The organism is Sphingopyxis sp. H050 (genome assembly GCF_001468265.1).
GTDB lineage: Bacteria > Pseudomonadota > Alphaproteobacteria > Sphingomonadales > Sphingomonadaceae > Sphingopyxis.
Genome location: NZ_LNRZ01000004.1, coordinates 1 through 14571, shown reverse-complemented (window position 1 = coordinate 14571; position 14571 = coordinate 1). Strand labels below are relative to the sequence as shown.

The following is a 14571-nucleotide window of genomic DNA, read 5'->3' as shown; positions in this document are numbered from 1 at the left end:
ACCAGCGTGTCACTTTTTGAGGCTGAAGCCGGGCGCCGGATCCGCGCCGCCGCCGCGTGGGCGGTCGGCATCGCCGACGCTCGTGTCGAGCCGCGGCTTCGGACGCTCGCCGCCGCTTACGCCATCGGTCGTCTGGTTGAGCAGCAGACGCTGAAGATCGTTGGCGTCGTTGAACGCGTCGGTCGGCAGCTTGATGTCGTTCGCCGAGACCGGGTTGACCAGATAGGGCGTAACCACGATCACCAGCTCGGTCTCGCCGCGACGGAAGCTGTCCGACTTGAACAGCATGCCGAGCAGCGGAACGTCGCCGAGGCCGGGGATCTTGTCGATCGCGCCGATCGAACGGTTGTTCATGAGGCCGGCGATCATGAAGCTTTCACCCGAACCCAGCTCGACGGTGGTTTCCGCGCGGCGGATCGTCAGGGCGGGGATCTGGAAGCCGTCGAGCTCGATCGCGCCTTCGGTCGACAGTTCCGACACTTCGGGACGAACGCGCAGGCTGATGCGGCCGTTGGACAGCACCGTCGGCGTGTAGGCGAGGCTGACGCCATATTTGCGATATTCGATCGTCGTGCCGGCAAAGTTGCCGGGGATCGGGATCGGGAATTCGCCGCCCGCGAGGAAGTCCGCGGTTTCACCGGAGAGCGCGGTCAGGTTCGGCTGCGCCAGCGTGACGACCATGCCCGAGCGCTCGCCGAGATCGAGCGACGCGATCACGTCGAGGCCGAAGAGACGGCCCGCCGCGGCGAGGCTGTTCGTGCCCGAGGGATTGGTGATGTTGTAAGTCGTCGAACCGTCGGGGTTCTGCGTGATGGTCCCGGCCTGGCGGCCACGGAAGACGCCGCCCAGGAAGCCGCCGCTGCGGTCCTGCGTCAGCACGTTGCCGCTGATTTCCTTGAGCAAGGTGCGGTTCACTTCGGCGATGCGGACCTGCAGATTGACCTGCAGCGGGGTCGCGGTGCGGAGGCGCGAGAGCACCTTCGTGCCTTCGCCCACGAAAGCCTGGACCAGGCGTTCGGCCTCGGCTGCGTCGTCGGGCGACTGGACGGTGCCGGTCAGCAGGACGAAGCCGTTCATCGTGTTCGACGAAATGGTCGCATCGGGCATCGCGAGCGAGAGCATCTGATCGATCGTCTCGATATTGTTGCCGACGCGGGCGACGGTCGAATAGACAACCCGGCCGCTGGCGTCGGTCGCATAGATGCTCGTTTCGCCGGGCTTCTTGCCGAAGACATAGAGCTGGCGGGCCGAGCGGACCTGAACGTCGGCGACCTTGTCGTCGGCGACGAAGACGTCGGTCATCGGCGCCGAGAGGCTGATCAGGCGACCGCGGCCGACCGACAGGTCGATGCTGCTGTTCGCATTCTGCGTCGCCTGGGCCGAGGCCTGTTGCGCCGGGGCCGACACCAGGGTCGCTGCCACCAGGCCTATGGCCAGGGTGCGAGCGAGTGCCACGGCCTTGAGTTTGGCTTTGCTGTTCATCTTACTTACCCCCAACCGAAACTTCGGTCACCGTTTCGCCGCGCGTAACGCGGACCACCGGGCCCCGCGGCGCCGCGGGAGCGCCGACGGTCACTGCGCCGCCGCCGCCGCCGTTGTTCGAAGGCTGCTGGCTGCGCTGCGACACGCGGCCGCGAACCGGAATCCAGAAGCGCGAGACATCGCCGCCGGTTGTCGCCGAATCCCGGGCCGACGACGGCCGGGCAGCGGCTTCCGCCAGCATTTTCTTTTCGGCAACCGTGCCGCCTTTGGTCGGCACGCTGACTTCGCCCGATGCGATCGCCGATTCCAGCTCGCCCGTGCTTTCGGCCAAGGGACGCAGCGACAGCGACAGCTTGCCCATATTCTGGGCGACCGCGATCTTCTCAGCGATTTCAGGCGTGGCCTCGAGCGTCACGGAGCCGAAAGTGAGGACGGGCGTCTTGCCGGTTTCATCCTCGGCATCGAAGCGCTGGTCGGTGGCGAGCACGCGAACATTGCGGACGATGGTTTCGGCGGTGAAAAGCTGCTTGTCGGGATAGCTGCCGCCTTCCTCGATCGCAATTTCCTGAGCGAGCACGACATCGACGCGATCGCCCGGGAAGACGAAACCGGCGACGCCCTGTTCCTGGCTGACCTTGACGGTCACAGCCCGCATGCCCGGGCCAAGCGCCGCGGCGAGGAAGCCGCGGTCGTCGGGATGGACAAGGGCCCCCTGCGTCAGCGGCTGGCCCGCCGTGATCGGATAGCGCACGACCGTGCCGACCAGCGTGTTCACGTCGGTCTTTTCTTTCAGGAAGTAGGCCTTTTCGACCAGTTCCTGCGGCCAGGGCTGGAAGCGGAAGCTGTCCGGTCCGATGATCGTGCCCACCGGCAGCTGCCGGGTCGCCACAAGGATCATGGGACCGTTGATTTCCGGCGCCGCTGCGGCGCGTGCCTGCGGGGCGGCTGCGCCCCGCATCATCTGGTTGACCCCGAACGCCGCGCCAATGGCAATCACCAGCGCGCCGACGATCAGCATAATCTTTCGCGTATCCATGACGATTTTTCGCCTCCTGCGCCAACCAGAAGCGGTGGCGCTTGCCCTCAACTCAATGCGATAGACTGAAAGTGGTTAAGATATTGTTGGTGAAGCGCCCAAAGTCCTGCCGCCGCGATCGCAACCCCGTAAGGAACTTCTATCGGCTTGTCAGAAGGGCGAATTTTCGAATGTGCCAGCATCGCTGCCGACAGGATTCCACCGCCGATCGCCATGACCATCAACATCGGCATGAACAGTTTCAGCGGAATCCACAGCATGACCGCGCCGATCATCTTCACATCGCCGCCCCCCATCGCCCCGATGGCGAACAGGCCGGCGAAGACCATGAAGACGGCAAAGGCAGCGGCGAACTGGATTAGAATATCGGGCCACAACGGCAGTCCGCCGGCGATCCAATAAGGGATCACGAGCAGCGCCATCGCGGCGTTGAGACCGTTCGAAATCGATCGCGAGCGCAGATCGCTGACCGCGGCGGCAATCATCAGGATGCCGAGCACGGCCGCCAGGCCAAGGGAGATCGAACCGCTTTCCATCGGGTTTCTCCTACCGATCATGGCTTACCAAAAAGTAACCACGTTGCGCGGCGGCGCGGCTTGCATTCCGCGAACCAGCCGATATGCGCCGCGACATGACCGAAGCGCCGCCTTCCTCGATCGACGTGCTGATTGTCGGCGCGGGCATCGCGGGCGCCAGCCTTGCGGCGGCGCTGGCGCCGCACCGGTCGGTGATGATGATCGAGGCCGAGGGGGCGCCGGGCTATCATGCGACGGGGCGATCGGCGGCGTTCTGGCATGAAACCTATGGTGGAGCGCAGGTGCAGCCGCTGTCGGCGGCGTCGTTCGACTTTCTGCGCGATCCGCCGGCCGACTTTTCCGGACGCGGCTTCCTGTCTCCGCGCGCCGCGCTGAACCTGGGGCATCGCGACGAGGCGGCGGCGGTCGATGCCTTCACTGCCGGCTTCGCCGCGAAAGGCGTCGACATACAGCGTGTTTCGAGCGCCGAGGTCGCTCGCCTCGTCCCGGGTATCCGGCCCGCATGGAGCGAAGCCGCCTATGAGGGCGCATGCAGCGATATCGACGTCGGCGCGCTGCATGCCGCCTATCTGCGCGCGGCGAAACAAGCCGGAGCAAGACTTGCCACCGGCGCGCGCCTGACCGGCGCGCGCCGCACCGCGGGGGGATGGGACGTGGGAATTGGCGCGGACAGCCTCCACGCCCATGTGATCGTCAACGCGGCGGGGGCCTGGGCTGACGCGGTTGCAGGGCTTTGTGGCGTCGCGCCGCTCGCCATCCAGCCCTATCGCCGTACCGTCATCCAGCTTCGCCTCGGCGTTCCGGTTCCGGCGTCGCTGCCGCTGGTGATCCACATCGGCGGCGATTTCTATTTCAAAGGCGAAGGCGAGGGCCGCATCTGGCTGAGCCCGCACGACGAGACCCCGTCCGAGCCGTGCGACGCCGCGCCCGAGGAGTTCGACGTGGCGCTGGCGATCGACCGGCTGCAACAGGTCGTCGACTGGCCGATTGCCGCGGTCGAGCGGAAATGGGCCGGGCTGCGCAGCTTTGCGCCCGATCGCATCCCGATATTCGGCGCCGACCCGCATGCGGACGGCTTTTATTGGTGCGCGGGGCAGGGCGGGTCCGGTATCCAGACCTCGCCGGCGATCGCGGCGTTGCTGGCGGCGCAACTCGGCGCCCCGGCTCCAAAAGGTGCGATCGGCCGCGTCGATCCAGCGCCTTTTGCGGCGTCGCGCTTCGCCTGACCGTCATCTAGCTGCTTGCGCCGGGAAACGGTGGGCTTAACATAGGTTTGGCCGCGCCACCCCCGACGCGGCCCGACCCGTGGAGGATGGCATGGCCCATTATTTCGAGATCAAGAAGAACAAGGCCGGCGAATTTGTCGCCTATTTCAAATATAATAGCGAAGCGATCTTCTGGACCGAGGGCTACAGCAGCAAGGCCTCCGCTGTGAACGCGATCGAGTCGATCAAGAAGAACGGCCCCGGCGCCGAAACCCGCGAAGCCGAATGATGCGAGCGGGCGCCTAGCGCGCCCGCGCCACTTCCAACGCGGCATCGCTGGCGAGCTTGTCGGCAAGCTCGTTGTCGCCATGCCCTGCATGGCCCTTGACCCACAGCCACTCGATCTTGTGGCGCTTCGCTTCGGCGACCAGCCGCTGCCAAAGGTCGGCGTTGGCGACGGGCTTCTTCGCCGCGGTCTTCCAGCCGTTCTTCTGCCAGCCGAAGACCCATTTCGTAATGCCGTCGCGGACATAGACGCTGTCGGTCGACAGCTCGACGTTGCAACTGCGCTTGAGAGCGGCGAGCGCCTCGATCGCGGCCAGCAATTCCATGCGGTTGTTCGTCGTGTCGGGCTCGCCCCCGGAAATGGTCTTCACGACATCGCCCCAGCGCAGGACCGCGCCCCAGCCGCCCGGACCGGGATTGCCCTTGCACGCGCCATCGGTGGCGACGATCACCGTCCTGCCTTCGCTCATGCGGCGGCGAACAGGCTGACGGCGTCGTCCGCCTGATAGCGGCGGAGGCGGTTCAGAAAGGGCGTCGGGTCCTTGCGCGTCACCAGTGCGTCGGCAGGCGTATGAACCCAGTCGTGCGCGCGCGTCAGCAGAAACCGCAACGAGGCGCCGCGAGCGAGCAGGGGAAGGGCGGCGACCTCGGCCTCGGTCAGCGCGATCTGGCCGGCATATCCCCGCATCAGCGCCTTGGCGCGGCCGCTGTCGCACCGCGTGCCGTCGGCCGAGAAGACCCAGGACGCATGGGTTACGGCGACGTCGTAGGCGCGATAGTCGGTGGCAGCGAAATAGAAGTCGATCAGCCCGGTTACCGTCTCGCCAAGCATCAGCACATTGTCGGGAAAAAGGTCGGCGTGAATGACGTGGGCCGGAAGATCGGTCGGCCAGTGGGCATCGAGCCACGCGAGTTCCGTATCCGCGATCGCCTGAAGTCCCGGAACCACGATGTCGAGGTCGCCGGCCGACGCGGCAATGTCGCGCCAGTGGCGATGGCCCATGCTGTTCTCACGCGCGCCGGGAAAGTCGGCGACGGCGCGGTGCATCGCGCCGAGCGCTGCGCCGGCCGCCTCGCATTGGCCCGTCGTCGGTTTCGTCAGCGAGATGCCAGGCAGGAATTGGATGATGCACGCGGCACGATCGGCAATCCGCTGAATAGCGTTACCATCGCGGTCGCAGATCATCGCCGGCACCCGGCAGTTTTTAGCCGCAAGATGGCCGAGCAGGTCGACGAAGAACGGCAGGTCGCTCTCGCGCACGCGCTTTTCATACAGCGTCAGGATGAAGCGCCCGCCGGTCGTTTCGAGCAGGAAATTGCTGTTTTCGACGCCTTCGGCGATCCCCTTGCACGAAATGACCGTGCCGATGTCATAGCGCGCGACAAGTGCTGCGAGGTCGTCGGGATCGACGAGGGTGTAGACGGCCATCAGGCGGCTTCGAGGCCGCGCGGCAGTTTGAACACCATATTTTCCTCGGCGGTGATCACAACCTCCTCGACGATCGAGCGGCGCGCCGCGACAGCATCGATCACCTCGCGAACCAGCGTCTCGGGCGCACTGGCGCCCGCGGTGATCCCCAGCGTGCTGATGCCGTCGAGCCACGCCGGGTCGACGTCGACGCCGCGCTGGACGAGGTGCGCCGGTGTGCCGAGCCGCTCGGCGACCTCGACAAGGCGCAGGCTGTTCGAGCTGTTCGGCGCGCCGATCACGATGATCCGGTCGCACTTTCCCGCGATCGCCTTGACGGCGTCCTGGCGGTTCGACGTGGCGTAGCAGATATCCTCGCCGCGCGGACCGCTGATCGCAGGAAAACGGTGCTGGAGCGCGGTGACGATGTCGCGCGTATCGTCGACCGACAGCGTGGTCTGCGTCAGGAACGACAGCATTTCGGGGTTGGACGGCGACAGCCCGGCAACGTCGTCGACCGATTCGACGAGCGTCATGGCGCCCTCCGGCAGCTGGCCGAGCGTGCCGATGACTTCGGGATGGCCGGCGTGGCCGACGAAAATGATGTGGCGCCCTGCTTCATGGGCGCGTTCCGCCTGACGGTGGACCTTCGACACCAGCGGACAGGTGGCGTCGATATAGTCGAGCCCGCGCGCCTCGGCCTTCGCGGGCACGGCCTTGGGGACGCCGTGGGCGCTGAAAACGACCGGAACGCCGTCGGGAACCTGTCCGAGCGATTCGACGAAAATCGCGCCCCCGGCCTTCAGCGATTCAACGACGTAGCGGTTGTGGACGATCTCGTGGCGGACATAGACCGGCGCGCCGAAACGCTCGATCGCGAGCTCGACGATACGGATCGCGCGGTCGACCCCGGCACAAAAGCCGCGCGGCGCGGCCACCAAAACCTTCAGTTCTCGCGTTTCGCCGCCCTCTGGGCGTGTGATCGGATCGGGCGTGGTCATGATGCGCGCGCTCTAGCGCAGCAAGGCGTAGCGGGTAAAGGCGCTTCGTCCTGTTGCGCCTCGTTCATCGCACCGATAAGAAGCGGCGCGCATGGAGCGTCGAACAGACGTTTTCGCCGCGCCCTGCAGAAGTTTTGGAAAGCCTGACCTTTATGATGTTCACCTCGTCCTCGCCCCGCAAGCTCATCGCCGTGCTGTGCGGAACCGCGGCCATGGCGACCGCCGCCGGCTGCGCGAAGGACAATGACATCGAAGTGTCGGGCGGCGTCGGCATTACCGCGACGCGCAGCGCCTGCCCGGCGGTCGCCGTGCCGATGCACACCGGCGACATCACGCTGTTCGATCCCGCAACGAGCCGCGACGCGAGCGCGATCGACGTCGTCGCGACGGTGACCAATGTGAAGCCGACCTGCAACGATACCGGCGAGAAGGTCTATCAGCTCGTCGATTTCGACGTGATGGCGACGCGCCGTGACGCCGGCCCGGCGCGGACGCTGACCTTGCCCTATTTTTCGACGGTGGTGCAGGGCGGCACCGCGGTCGTTGCGAAGCGGATCGGGCAGGTTTCGGTCACGTTCCCCGAGGGCCAGGTGCGCGGCACCGGCCATGGTCAGGCGTCGGCCTATGTCGATCGCGCCGCCGCGACGCTGCCCGCCGACATCCAGGAACGCATAACCCGCAAGCGCAAGGCGGGCGAGGAAGACGCCGCGATCGACCCGCTTAGCATCCCCGAAGTCCGCGCCGCGGTGCAGCGGGCGAGCTTTGAACTGCTCGTCGGCTTTCAGCTGACGCAGGAACAGCTCGAATATAACGTCCGACGATAAGGCGTGCGGCGGCGCCGTTCGCGCCGTTCGCTTCGAGCCGTCCCTGCGTGGCCTTTCCGGCGGCGCAGGGCTTTTCGCGTTGTCGAAGCTGGGCTAGGCCCGCGGCAACGCTATTTGACCCAAGCTAGGATCCGCCGTGACCCTGTTCAGCCGTTTTACCGACCATATCAACGCCGCGCTCGATGCGCTCGTCGCGCGTGACGCGTTGCCCGCGGGGCTCGACCGCAGTGCGATCAGCGTCGAACCGCCGCGTGATCCCGCGCACGGCGACGTCGCGACCAACGCCGCAATGGTGCTCGCGAAGCCCGCCGCCACCAATCCGCGAGCGCTGGCCGAGGCACTTGTCGCCGAGCTCGGCGCCTTGGGCGAAGTGACCGAAGCGAGCGTCGCCGGGCCGGGCTTCATCAACATGCGCCTCGCCGATGACAGCTGGCGGGACGAGCTGGCCTTGATCCATGCCGAGGCGGCCGATTACGGTCGCTCGAATATGGGTGAAGGTCGGCGCGTAAACGTCGAATATGTATCCGCCAACCCGACCGGTCCCATGCACGTCGGGCATTGCCGGGGCGCGGTTGTCGGCGACGCGCTCGCCGCGCTGCTCGAATATGCAGGACATGCCGTCACCCGCGAATATTATGTCAACGATGCCGGCGCGCAGGTCGACGTGCTCGCGCGCTCGGTGCACATGCGTTACCGCGAGGCGCTGGGCGAAGATATCGGCGCGATCCCGGAGGGGCTGTATCCCGGCGACTATCTGAAGCCCGTCGCGGCGAAGCTCGCGGCCGAATATGGCGATCGCTATGTTGGCGCGCCCGAAGAGGCTTGGCTCGGCCTGTTCCGTGCCGAGGCGGTCAGCGCGATGATGGACATGATCCGGGGCGATCTCGCCAAGCTTGGCATCCACCACGACCTCTTCTCGTCCGAAGCCCAGCTGCAGGCCGAGGGGAAGCCGGCCGATGCCGAAAAATGGCTGCGCGATCATGGGCTTGTCTATGACGGCGTGCTCGAAGCGCCGAAGGGCGAGACGCCGGAGGATTGGGAGCCGGTCGAGCTGCCGCTGTTCCGCTCGACGCAGTTCGGCGACGATCAGGACCGCCCGATCAAGAAGTCGGACGGCAGCTGGACCTATTTCGGCGCGGATCTCGCATATCATTTCCAGAAGAGCCAGGACGCCGACGAGCTGATCGATATCTGGGGCGCGGACCATGCCGGCACGGTGAAGCGGATCAAGGCCGCGGTCGCCGCACTGACCGGCGGCACGAAGAAATTCGACGTCAAACTGGTGCAGATGGTGCGGCTGCTCAAAAATGGCGAGCCGTTCAAGATGTCGAAGCGCGCGGGCAATTTCGTCACGCTTGCCGACATCGTCGACGAGGTGGGCAAGGATGCGGTGCGTTTCACCATGCTGACGCGCAAAGCCGATGCGCAGATGGATTTCGACTTTGCCAAGGTGGTCGAGGCCTCGCGCGACAATCCGGTGTTTTACGTCCAATATGCCCATGCGCGGATCGCGTCGCTGAAGCGCAAGCTCGCCGAGGCGGGCGTTGCCGAGGCGGCCCCGATCCCGGCGCGGCTCGCCGATTACGAACTCGCGATCGTCAAATTGCTCGCGCAGTTCCCGCGGATCGTCGAATCGGCGGCGTCGGCGCGCGAGCCGCACCGGATCGCCTTTTTCCTCGGCGAAGTCGCCGCCGCGTTCCACGCCTGGTGGAACATGGGTAATGATCGTCCCGAGGCTCGTGTCATTTTGGCAAATGACCCCGAACTGACCGCAACCCGCCTTTATTTGGCGGACGGAATCGGGCAGGTTATCCGCAACGGGCTCCACCTGATGGGGGTAGAGGCGCTCGAGGAGCTGAATTGATGGCGGAGGACAAAGAGGCGGGCCTGGGTCTGGAAGGCGAGGAACGCCTGCCCTGGCTCGAGGCGGCGGATGAATTTGAGGACGATGGCGAGGTTTCGCCGGCGCGGCTGCTGATCATGGTGTTCGGCGGCTTGCTGCTGATCGGCGCGGTTCTGGGCGGCCTGTGGTGGATGCAAAATGGCGGTGCGCGCGGCAAGGGCGAGCTGATTGTCGCCGAAAAGGGCGATTACAAGGTCGCCCCCAAGACCGACGGCGCCAAGACCTTCGAGGGCGAGGGCGACGCGAGCTTCGCTGCGACCGAAGGCGCCGAACCATCGGGCAGGGTCGATGCGAGCCGCCTGCCCGAGGAGCCGGCGGTGACCCCCGAAGAGCGCGAGGCCGCTGCAAAGGCTACCGCCGCGAAGGCGAAAGCCGATGCGGCCGCCAAAGCCGAAACGGCGCGGATCGCCGCCGCCGACAAAAGCAAGGCCAAGCCAGCCGCCTCCTCGGCGAAGACCGGCGAGGCGGCCGCCAAGGGACCGGGCGCGGCCCCCGGTTCGGGCACGATACAGCTGGGCGCGTTCAGCAGCGAAGCGGCCGCGAACAAGGCGTGGACCAATCTTTCGAAGCGTTTCCCGTATCTTGCCGATCTCGGAAAATCGATTTCGCCGACCGAGGCGGGCGAAAAGACCGTCTATCGCCTGAGGGCTTCGGCGGGATCGGCCGCCGGAGCCCAGTCATTGTGCGCAAAAATGCGCGTTGCGGGCGAAAATTGTGTCGTCGTTCGCTGATTTGGCTCCTCTGGCCGCACTGGACATTGGTTGATAACCATCGTCATGGCATATTGCGGAAAGAGGGGGCGCCGACCTATGGAGGTTGACGCACGATGATACCTGCAATTTTTGGCCTTTCGGGCCTGACCCTGACCGACGACGAGCGCGCCTTTTTTCGCGACAGCGATCCCGCGGGCTATATTCTGTTCGGCCGCAACATCGAGAATCGCGAGCAATTGCGGCGGCTGACCGACGATCTGCGGAGCCTCGACGGGCGAACAAACTTGCCGATCCTGATCGATCAGGAGGGCGGACGCGTCGCGCGCATGAAGGCGCCCGAATGGCCCGATTTCCCGAGCGGCGCGGCGTTCGACGAGCTGTATGAGCGCGCGCCCGCCAGTGCGATCGAGGCGGCGCGGCTCAACGCGATGGCGCTTGCCGCGATGCTGGCCGAGGTCGGTATAACCGTCGATTGCCTGCCGTTGCTGGACGTGCGTCAGCCCGGCGCGAGCGACGTGATCGGCGACCGTGCGCTGGGCAGCGAACCGATGCGCGTCGCGGCACTCGGCCGCGCGATTCTGAGCGGCCTGCAGGACGGCGGCGTTGTCGGGATCGTCAAGCACATCCCGGGCCACGGCCGCGCCTTGTTCGACTCGCACGAGAAATTGTCGCGCGTATCCGCGTCGGACCACGACCTGCTGACCGATCTCGCACCCTTCGCGGCGCTGCGCGACGCGGCGATGGCGATGACCTGCCATGTGGTGTTCGAGGCATGGGACGAGCATCTGCCGGCGACGCTGTCGCCGACGATCATCGACGGCATCATCCGTCAGCGGGTGGGCTTTCACGGGCTGTTGATGACCGACGATCTGGATATGAAAGCGCTGTCGGGCGACGTACCCTCGCGCGCCGCCGATGCGATTGCCGCCGGCTGCGATATCGCGCTCAACTGTTGGGCGAAGATGGACGACATGGTCGGGATCGCCAAGGCCCTCGATCCGATCAGCACCGTATCGCGCGCGCGGCTGGAAGGCGCGATGGACCGCATTTCGGGCAAGCACGACCCACGCGAATTCGGGGTGCTCGTCGACCAGCGCGATGCGCTGCTTGCGGTCGCCTGAGATCCTGATGGAAGAGCTGCCGCTCGATTTCGAACTGGCTCCGGCGGCGGCAGCGGAGCGCGAGGACGCGCTGCAACTCAGCCTGGACAGCTGGGAAGGCCCGCTCGACCTGCTGTTGACGCTGGCGCGCAGCCAGAAGGTCGATCTGCGGCAGATTTCGATCCTTCAGCTTGTCGAGCAATATCTGGGCTTCATCGCCGAGATGCGCGCGAAGCTGGAAGTGGCGGCCGATTATCTCGTAATGGCGGCGTGGCTCGCCTATCTCAAGTCGGCGCTCTTGCTTCCGAAGGATCCGCTCGAAGAGCCGTCGCCCGACGAACTGGCGCTCCGTCTGCAACTGCGTCTTCAGCGGCTTGCGGCGATGCGCGAGGCGGCGGCGCGGCTGCTCGCGCGCGATTGCGTCGGCCGGGACGTGTTCCTGCGCGCGCGGCCCGAGGGACTGCGCGATGTGAAGCTGCGGCGCTGGGATGCCAGCCTCTATGATCTCCTGTCGGCCTATGGGCAGGTGAAGCTGCGTACCGAGCCGGTCGTACATATGGTGTCGCGGCGTCCCGTGATTACGCTCGACGCCGCGTTGCACCATCTGGAACGGCTGATCGGCATTCAGCTCGACTGGGCGGAGCTGTCGGCTTTCCTGCCGGCGGACTATGACGGGCCCTTGCGCCGCTCGGCGATTGCGTCGAGTTTCGTCGCGGCGCTCGAGCTTGCGCGGCAAGGGCGCGTCGACCTGAAACAGGAGGGGGCGTTCGAACCCCTGTATCTGAAAGCGGCCCAGATGGGACAACAACCGGCATGATCGACGATCTGGAACGCGCCATCGAGGCGATGCTGTTCGCGAGCGACGAGCCGCTCGACGCCCGGCAAGTCGCGGGTCGGCTCGGCGATGAAATGACGGCCGGCGAGGTGCGCGCGATCATCGCAAGGATCGCCGAACGACATGACGGCAGCGGGATCGAGCTCGTCGAGCGCGGCGGCCATTGGCACTTCCAGACGCCGGCCGATCTGGCGCACCTGCTGCGCCGCGAACGCGACGATCCGCGCAAGCTGTCGCGCGCGGCGGCCGAGGTGCTGGCGATCGTCGCGTATCACGAACCGGTCAGCCGCGCCGAGATCGAGGCGATCCGCGGGGTCCAGACCTCGAAGGGCACGCTCGACGTGCTGATGGAAGCCGAGTGGATCGCGCCCGCCGGGCGCCGCGAAGTTCCGGGGCGGCCGCTGATCTACAAGACCACCGACGCCTTCCTGCAGCATTTCGGCCTCACGAGCCGCAAGGACCTGCCGGGAATCGAGGATTTGCGCGCGGCCGGCTTGCTCGATCCCGTCGATCTTGCTTTCGAGGAGGCGATGGGCGAGCTGGATCTAGTAAAAGACGGCGAAGAAGCCTAGATGAGCCCTTCAAGGAGAATTTGAGATGGGTAGCTTCAGCATCTGGCACTGGCTCGTGGTCGGTATCCTAGTCCTCTTGCTGTTCGGCAAGGGCCGCTTTTCCGACATGATGGGCGACGTCGCCAAGGGCATCAAGAGTTTCAAGAAGGGCATGGCGGACGACGACACGCCCCCTGCGCCGAAGCAGATCGAAGGCCAGCGCGCCCCTGATGTGACGCCGACGCCGACCGCCGAAACTGAAAGCCGCTGACCGCGCATTTCTGCCTGCGGGGGAAGCCTTAATTCATGTTCGACGTCGCGCCGACCGAGTTGCTGCTCGTCATCGTGGTGGCCCTGGTCGTCATCGGCCCCAAGGATCTGCCCAAGGCGATGCGTTTTGTCGGCAAATGGGTCGGCAAGGCGCGCGGCATGGCGCGCCATTTCCGCTCGGGCCTGGATACCATGATGCGCGAGGCCGAACTCGAAGAGCTCGAAAAGCAGTGGCGCGCGCAGAATGACGCGATCATGCGCGAATTTCCCCGCCTGGACGATGTAGCGGCGGGCACGCCGCCGTCCGCTCCGGCCGTGGCCGACGATGGCCAGTCCGAAACGCCTGGTGATGCGCCCGCGGCGAACCAGCCCGAGACGCATGACATGCCGCCGCGCGGCGGACCGCTGCCATGACCGCGGAAAGCCCGGTCACCATCGATGAGGATGGCAGCGGCGGCAAGATGCCGCTGCTCGACCATCTGATCGAGCTGCGCTCGCGGCTGTTGAAGTCGTTGGTGGCGATCGGCCTCGCTTTCGGGGTCTGTCTTTATTTTGCGCGGCCGATCTTCGGCATCCTGGTTCACCCGCTGGTCGTCGCCGGGCAGGGGAGGCTGATCTATACCCAGCTGTTCGAGGCCTTCTTCGTCGAGATCAAGGTCGCGTTGTTCGCGGCGATGATGATCGCCTTTCCGGTGATCGCGAACCAGCTGTGGAAATTCGTGGCGCCCGGGCTCTACCGCAAGGAAAAGCGGGCGTTGCTGCCGTTCCTGTTTGCGACGCCGGTGCTGTTCACCATCGGCGCCTGCTTCGCCTATTTCATCACCATCCCCATCGCGCTCAAATTCCTGCTCGGCTATCAGGGCGAAGTGGGTGGGGTGACGCAGGAAGCGCTGCCATCGGTCGGCAACTACCTCAGCTTCGTGATGCAATTCATCATGGCGTTCGGCATCGCCTTCCTGCTCCCGATCCTGTTGATGCTGATCGAGCGTGCGGGGCTGGTGACGCGTCAGCAACTCATTGGGGCGCGCCGCTATATGATCGTCGGCGCCTTTGCGATCGCTGCCGTGTTCACCCCGCCCGACATCCTGAGCCAGCTGCTGCTCGCGATCCCGCTTTGCTTCCTGTACGAGATGTCGATCGTCGCGATCTGGTTTACCCAGCGCCGACGCAAAACAGGCGCCGAAGAGGCGCCTGTCGAGCCTCTCGAAGAGGCTGGTGGGTAAGTCGTCTTCCCGATCAGTCGATCGCGTCGCTGCCCGCCTGACCGACCGACTCGATATCGCGACCAACCCCTTTCACCGTATTGCAGCCAGCGACCAGAAAGCTTGCCATCAGGGCGAGAAGGATCGCACGAAACGTCATAAGTCACCTCTTTACGGGTTGGGAATGCAAAATGGCCCGGCACGCTTCGAGGGGGGGGGG

The 14571-nt window shown here is 65.7% G+C and carries 18 protein-coding genes; 11 read left to right on the top strand and 7 right to left on the bottom strand.

Annotated features, from left to right (window positions below; translation table 11 throughout):
* Positions 1-9: 9 nt before the first annotated feature.
* The 3 genes from ATE67_RS09150 to ATE67_RS09140 are packed head-to-tail and all read right to left on the bottom strand — an operon-like array spanning position 10 to position 3054.
* Entirely contained in the window at positions 10-1482 is a 1473-nt protein-coding gene (locus ATE67_RS09150) for a type II and III secretion system protein family protein (RefSeq protein WP_058816456.1), read from the bottom strand.
* Between the two features lies 1 nt (position 1483).
* Entirely contained in the window at positions 1484-2518 is a 1035-nt protein-coding gene (gene cpaB, locus ATE67_RS09145) for a Flp pilus assembly protein CpaB (protein WP_058816455.1), read from the bottom strand.
* A 47-nt stretch (positions 2519-2565) separates the two neighbouring features.
* On the bottom strand, positions 2566-3054 hold the full coding sequence (locus ATE67_RS09140; protein ID WP_058816454.1) for an A24 family peptidase: 489 nt from the start codon (positions 3052-3054) through the stop codon (positions 2566-2568).
* Between the two features lie 95 nt (positions 3055-3149).
* Here ATE67_RS09140 and ATE67_RS09135 point away from each other — a divergent pair, with 95 nt between their 5' ends.
* Together ATE67_RS09135 and ATE67_RS20980 are read left to right on the top strand one after the other, a co-directional pair.
* Positions 3150-4280: an NAD(P)/FAD-dependent oxidoreductase gene (locus tag ATE67_RS09135; protein WP_058816727.1), complete on the top strand. Its 1131-nt coding sequence runs from the start codon at positions 3150-3152 to the stop codon at positions 4278-4280.
* Positions 4281-4371: 91 nt separating this feature from the next.
* A complete protein-coding gene (locus tag ATE67_RS20980) occupies positions 4372-4548 on the top strand; it encodes a YegP family protein (protein WP_082660288.1) in 177 nt (58 codons plus the stop codon).
* 13 nt (positions 4549-4561) lie between these two features.
* On the opposite strand, the gene rnhA is transcribed toward ATE67_RS20980, so the two are convergent.
* The 3 genes from rnhA to ispH are packed head-to-tail and all read right to left on the bottom strand — an operon-like array spanning position 4562 to position 6953.
* On the bottom strand, positions 4562-5014 hold the full coding sequence (gene rnhA, locus ATE67_RS09130) for a ribonuclease HI (RefSeq protein WP_058816453.1): 453 nt from the start codon (positions 5012-5014) through the stop codon (positions 4562-4564).
* Positions 5011-5973 carry a homoserine kinase gene (gene thrB, locus ATE67_RS09125; protein ID WP_058816452.1) on the bottom strand — a complete coding sequence of 321 codons (963 nt, stop codon included), beginning with the start codon at positions 5971-5973 and terminating at the stop codon, positions 5011-5013. The genes rnhA and thrB overlap by 4 nt, the downstream gene beginning before the upstream one ends.
* Positions 5973-6953, bottom strand: coding sequence for a 4-hydroxy-3-methylbut-2-enyl diphosphate reductase (gene ispH, locus ATE67_RS09120; protein WP_058816451.1), 981 nt, complete (start codon positions 6951-6953; stop codon positions 5973-5975). Before ispH ends, thrB begins: the two co-directional genes overlap by 1 nt.
* Positions 6954-7105: 152 nt before the next feature.
* Here ispH and ATE67_RS09115 point away from each other — a divergent pair, with 152 nt between their 5' ends.
* From ATE67_RS09115 to tatC, 9 genes are all read left to right on the top strand, one after another.
* The gene (locus ATE67_RS09115) at positions 7106-7777 is read left to right on the top strand and encodes a hypothetical protein (RefSeq protein WP_058816726.1); all 672 of its coding nucleotides are present in this window, start codon (positions 7106-7108) and stop codon (positions 7775-7777) included.
* Positions 7778-7913: 136 nt separating this feature from the next.
* On the top strand, positions 7914-9641 hold the full coding sequence (gene argS / locus ATE67_RS09110; protein WP_058816450.1) for an arginine--tRNA ligase: 1728 nt from the start codon (positions 7914-7916) through the stop codon (positions 9639-9641).
* On the top strand, positions 9641-10411 hold the full coding sequence (locus tag ATE67_RS09105; RefSeq protein ID WP_058816449.1) for an SPOR domain-containing protein: 771 nt from the start codon (positions 9641-9643) through the stop codon (positions 10409-10411). The genes argS and ATE67_RS09105 overlap by 1 nt, the downstream gene beginning before the upstream one ends.
* 95 nt (positions 10412-10506) lie before the next feature.
* Positions 10507-11514, top strand: a complete 1008-nt coding sequence (gene nagZ, locus ATE67_RS09100; RefSeq protein ID WP_058816448.1) for a beta-N-acetylhexosaminidase — start codon at positions 10507-10509, stop codon at positions 11512-11514.
* Positions 11515-11521: 7 nt separating this feature from the next.
* The gene (locus ATE67_RS09095; protein ID WP_058816447.1) at positions 11522-12310 is read left to right on the top strand and encodes a segregation and condensation protein A; all 789 of its coding nucleotides are present in this window, start codon (positions 11522-11524) and stop codon (positions 12308-12310) included.
* Complete coding sequence (gene scpB / locus ATE67_RS09090) at positions 12307-12900, top strand: SMC-Scp complex subunit ScpB (RefSeq protein WP_058816446.1); 594 nt, start codon at positions 12307-12309, stop codon at positions 12898-12900. Before ATE67_RS09095 ends, scpB begins: the two co-directional genes overlap by 4 nt.
* Before the next feature lie 25 nt (positions 12901-12925).
* Positions 12926-13150: a twin-arginine translocase TatA/TatE family subunit gene (locus ATE67_RS09085; RefSeq protein ID WP_058816445.1), complete on the top strand. Its 225-nt coding sequence runs from the start codon at positions 12926-12928 to the stop codon at positions 13148-13150.
* Positions 13151-13185: 35 nt separating this feature from the next.
* Positions 13186-13563 (top strand): Sec-independent protein translocase protein TatB, encoded by a 378-nt coding sequence (gene tatB, locus ATE67_RS09080; protein ID WP_058816444.1) that lies wholly within the window; start codon positions 13186-13188, stop codon positions 13561-13563.
* Entirely contained in the window at positions 13560-14372 is an 813-nt protein-coding gene (gene tatC, locus ATE67_RS09075) for a twin-arginine translocase subunit TatC (protein ID WP_058816443.1), read from the top strand. Before tatB ends, tatC begins: the two co-directional genes overlap by 4 nt.
* A 13-nt stretch (positions 14373-14385) precedes the next feature.
* On the opposite strand, the gene ATE67_RS09070 is transcribed toward tatC, so the two are convergent.
* On the bottom strand, positions 14386-14511 hold the full coding sequence (locus tag ATE67_RS09070) for an entericidin A/B family lipoprotein (RefSeq protein ID WP_058816442.1): 126 nt from the start codon (positions 14509-14511) through the stop codon (positions 14386-14388).
* Between the last annotated feature and the right edge of the window lie 60 nt (positions 14512-14571).

Bases quoted from the DNA above. Each gene is read 5' to 3' on its own strand.
- nagZ (WP_058816448.1), top strand. From the start codon at position 10,507: ATGATACCTGCAATTTTTGGCCTTTCGGGCCTGACCCTGACCGACGAC.
- ATE67_RS20980 (WP_082660288.1), top strand. From the start codon at position 4,372: ATGGCCCATTATTTCGAGATCAAGAAGAACAAGGCCGGCGAATTTGTC.
- ATE67_RS09105 (WP_058816449.1), top strand. From the start codon at position 9,641: ATGGCGGAGGACAAAGAGGCGGGCCTGGGTCTGGAAGGCGAGGAACGC.
- ATE67_RS09140 (WP_058816454.1), bottom strand. From the start codon at position 3,054: ATGGAAAGCGGTTCGATCTCCCTTGGCCTGGCGGCCGTGCTCGGCATC.
- cpaB (WP_058816455.1), bottom strand. From the start codon at position 2,518: ATGGATACGCGAAAGATTATGCTGATCGTCGGCGCGCTGGTGATTGCC.
- ATE67_RS09115 (WP_058816726.1), top strand. From the start codon at position 7,106: ATGATGTTCACCTCGTCCTCGCCCCGCAAGCTCATCGCCGTGCTGTGC.
- ispH (WP_058816451.1), bottom strand. From the start codon at position 6,953: ATGACCACGCCCGATCCGATCACACGCCCAGAGGGCGGCGAAACGCGA.
- thrB (WP_058816452.1), bottom strand. From the start codon at position 5,973: ATGGCCGTCTACACCCTCGTCGATCCCGACGACCTCGCAGCACTTGTC.
- ATE67_RS09095 (WP_058816447.1), top strand. From the start codon at position 11,522: ATGGAAGAGCTGCCGCTCGATTTCGAACTGGCTCCGGCGGCGGCAGCG.
- tatC (WP_058816443.1), top strand. From the start codon at position 13,560: ATGACCGCGGAAAGCCCGGTCACCATCGATGAGGATGGCAGCGGCGGC.
- ATE67_RS09085 (WP_058816445.1), top strand. From the start codon at position 12,926: ATGGGTAGCTTCAGCATCTGGCACTGGCTCGTGGTCGGTATCCTAGTC.
- ATE67_RS09135 (WP_058816727.1), top strand. From the start codon at position 3,150: ATGACCGAAGCGCCGCCTTCCTCGATCGACGTGCTGATTGTCGGCGCG.
- rnhA (WP_058816453.1), bottom strand. From the start codon at position 5,014: ATGAGCGAAGGCAGGACGGTGATCGTCGCCACCGATGGCGCGTGCAAG.
- scpB (WP_058816446.1), top strand. From the start codon at position 12,307: ATGATCGACGATCTGGAACGCGCCATCGAGGCGATGCTGTTCGCGAGC.
- tatB (WP_058816444.1), top strand. From the start codon at position 13,186: ATGTTCGACGTCGCGCCGACCGAGTTGCTGCTCGTCATCGTGGTGGCC.
- ATE67_RS09150 (WP_058816456.1), bottom strand. From the start codon at position 1,482: ATGAACAGCAAAGCCAAACTCAAGGCCGTGGCACTCGCTCGCACCCTG.
- ATE67_RS09070 (WP_058816442.1), bottom strand. From the start codon at position 14,511: ATGACGTTTCGTGCGATCCTTCTCGCCCTGATGGCAAGCTTTCTGGTC.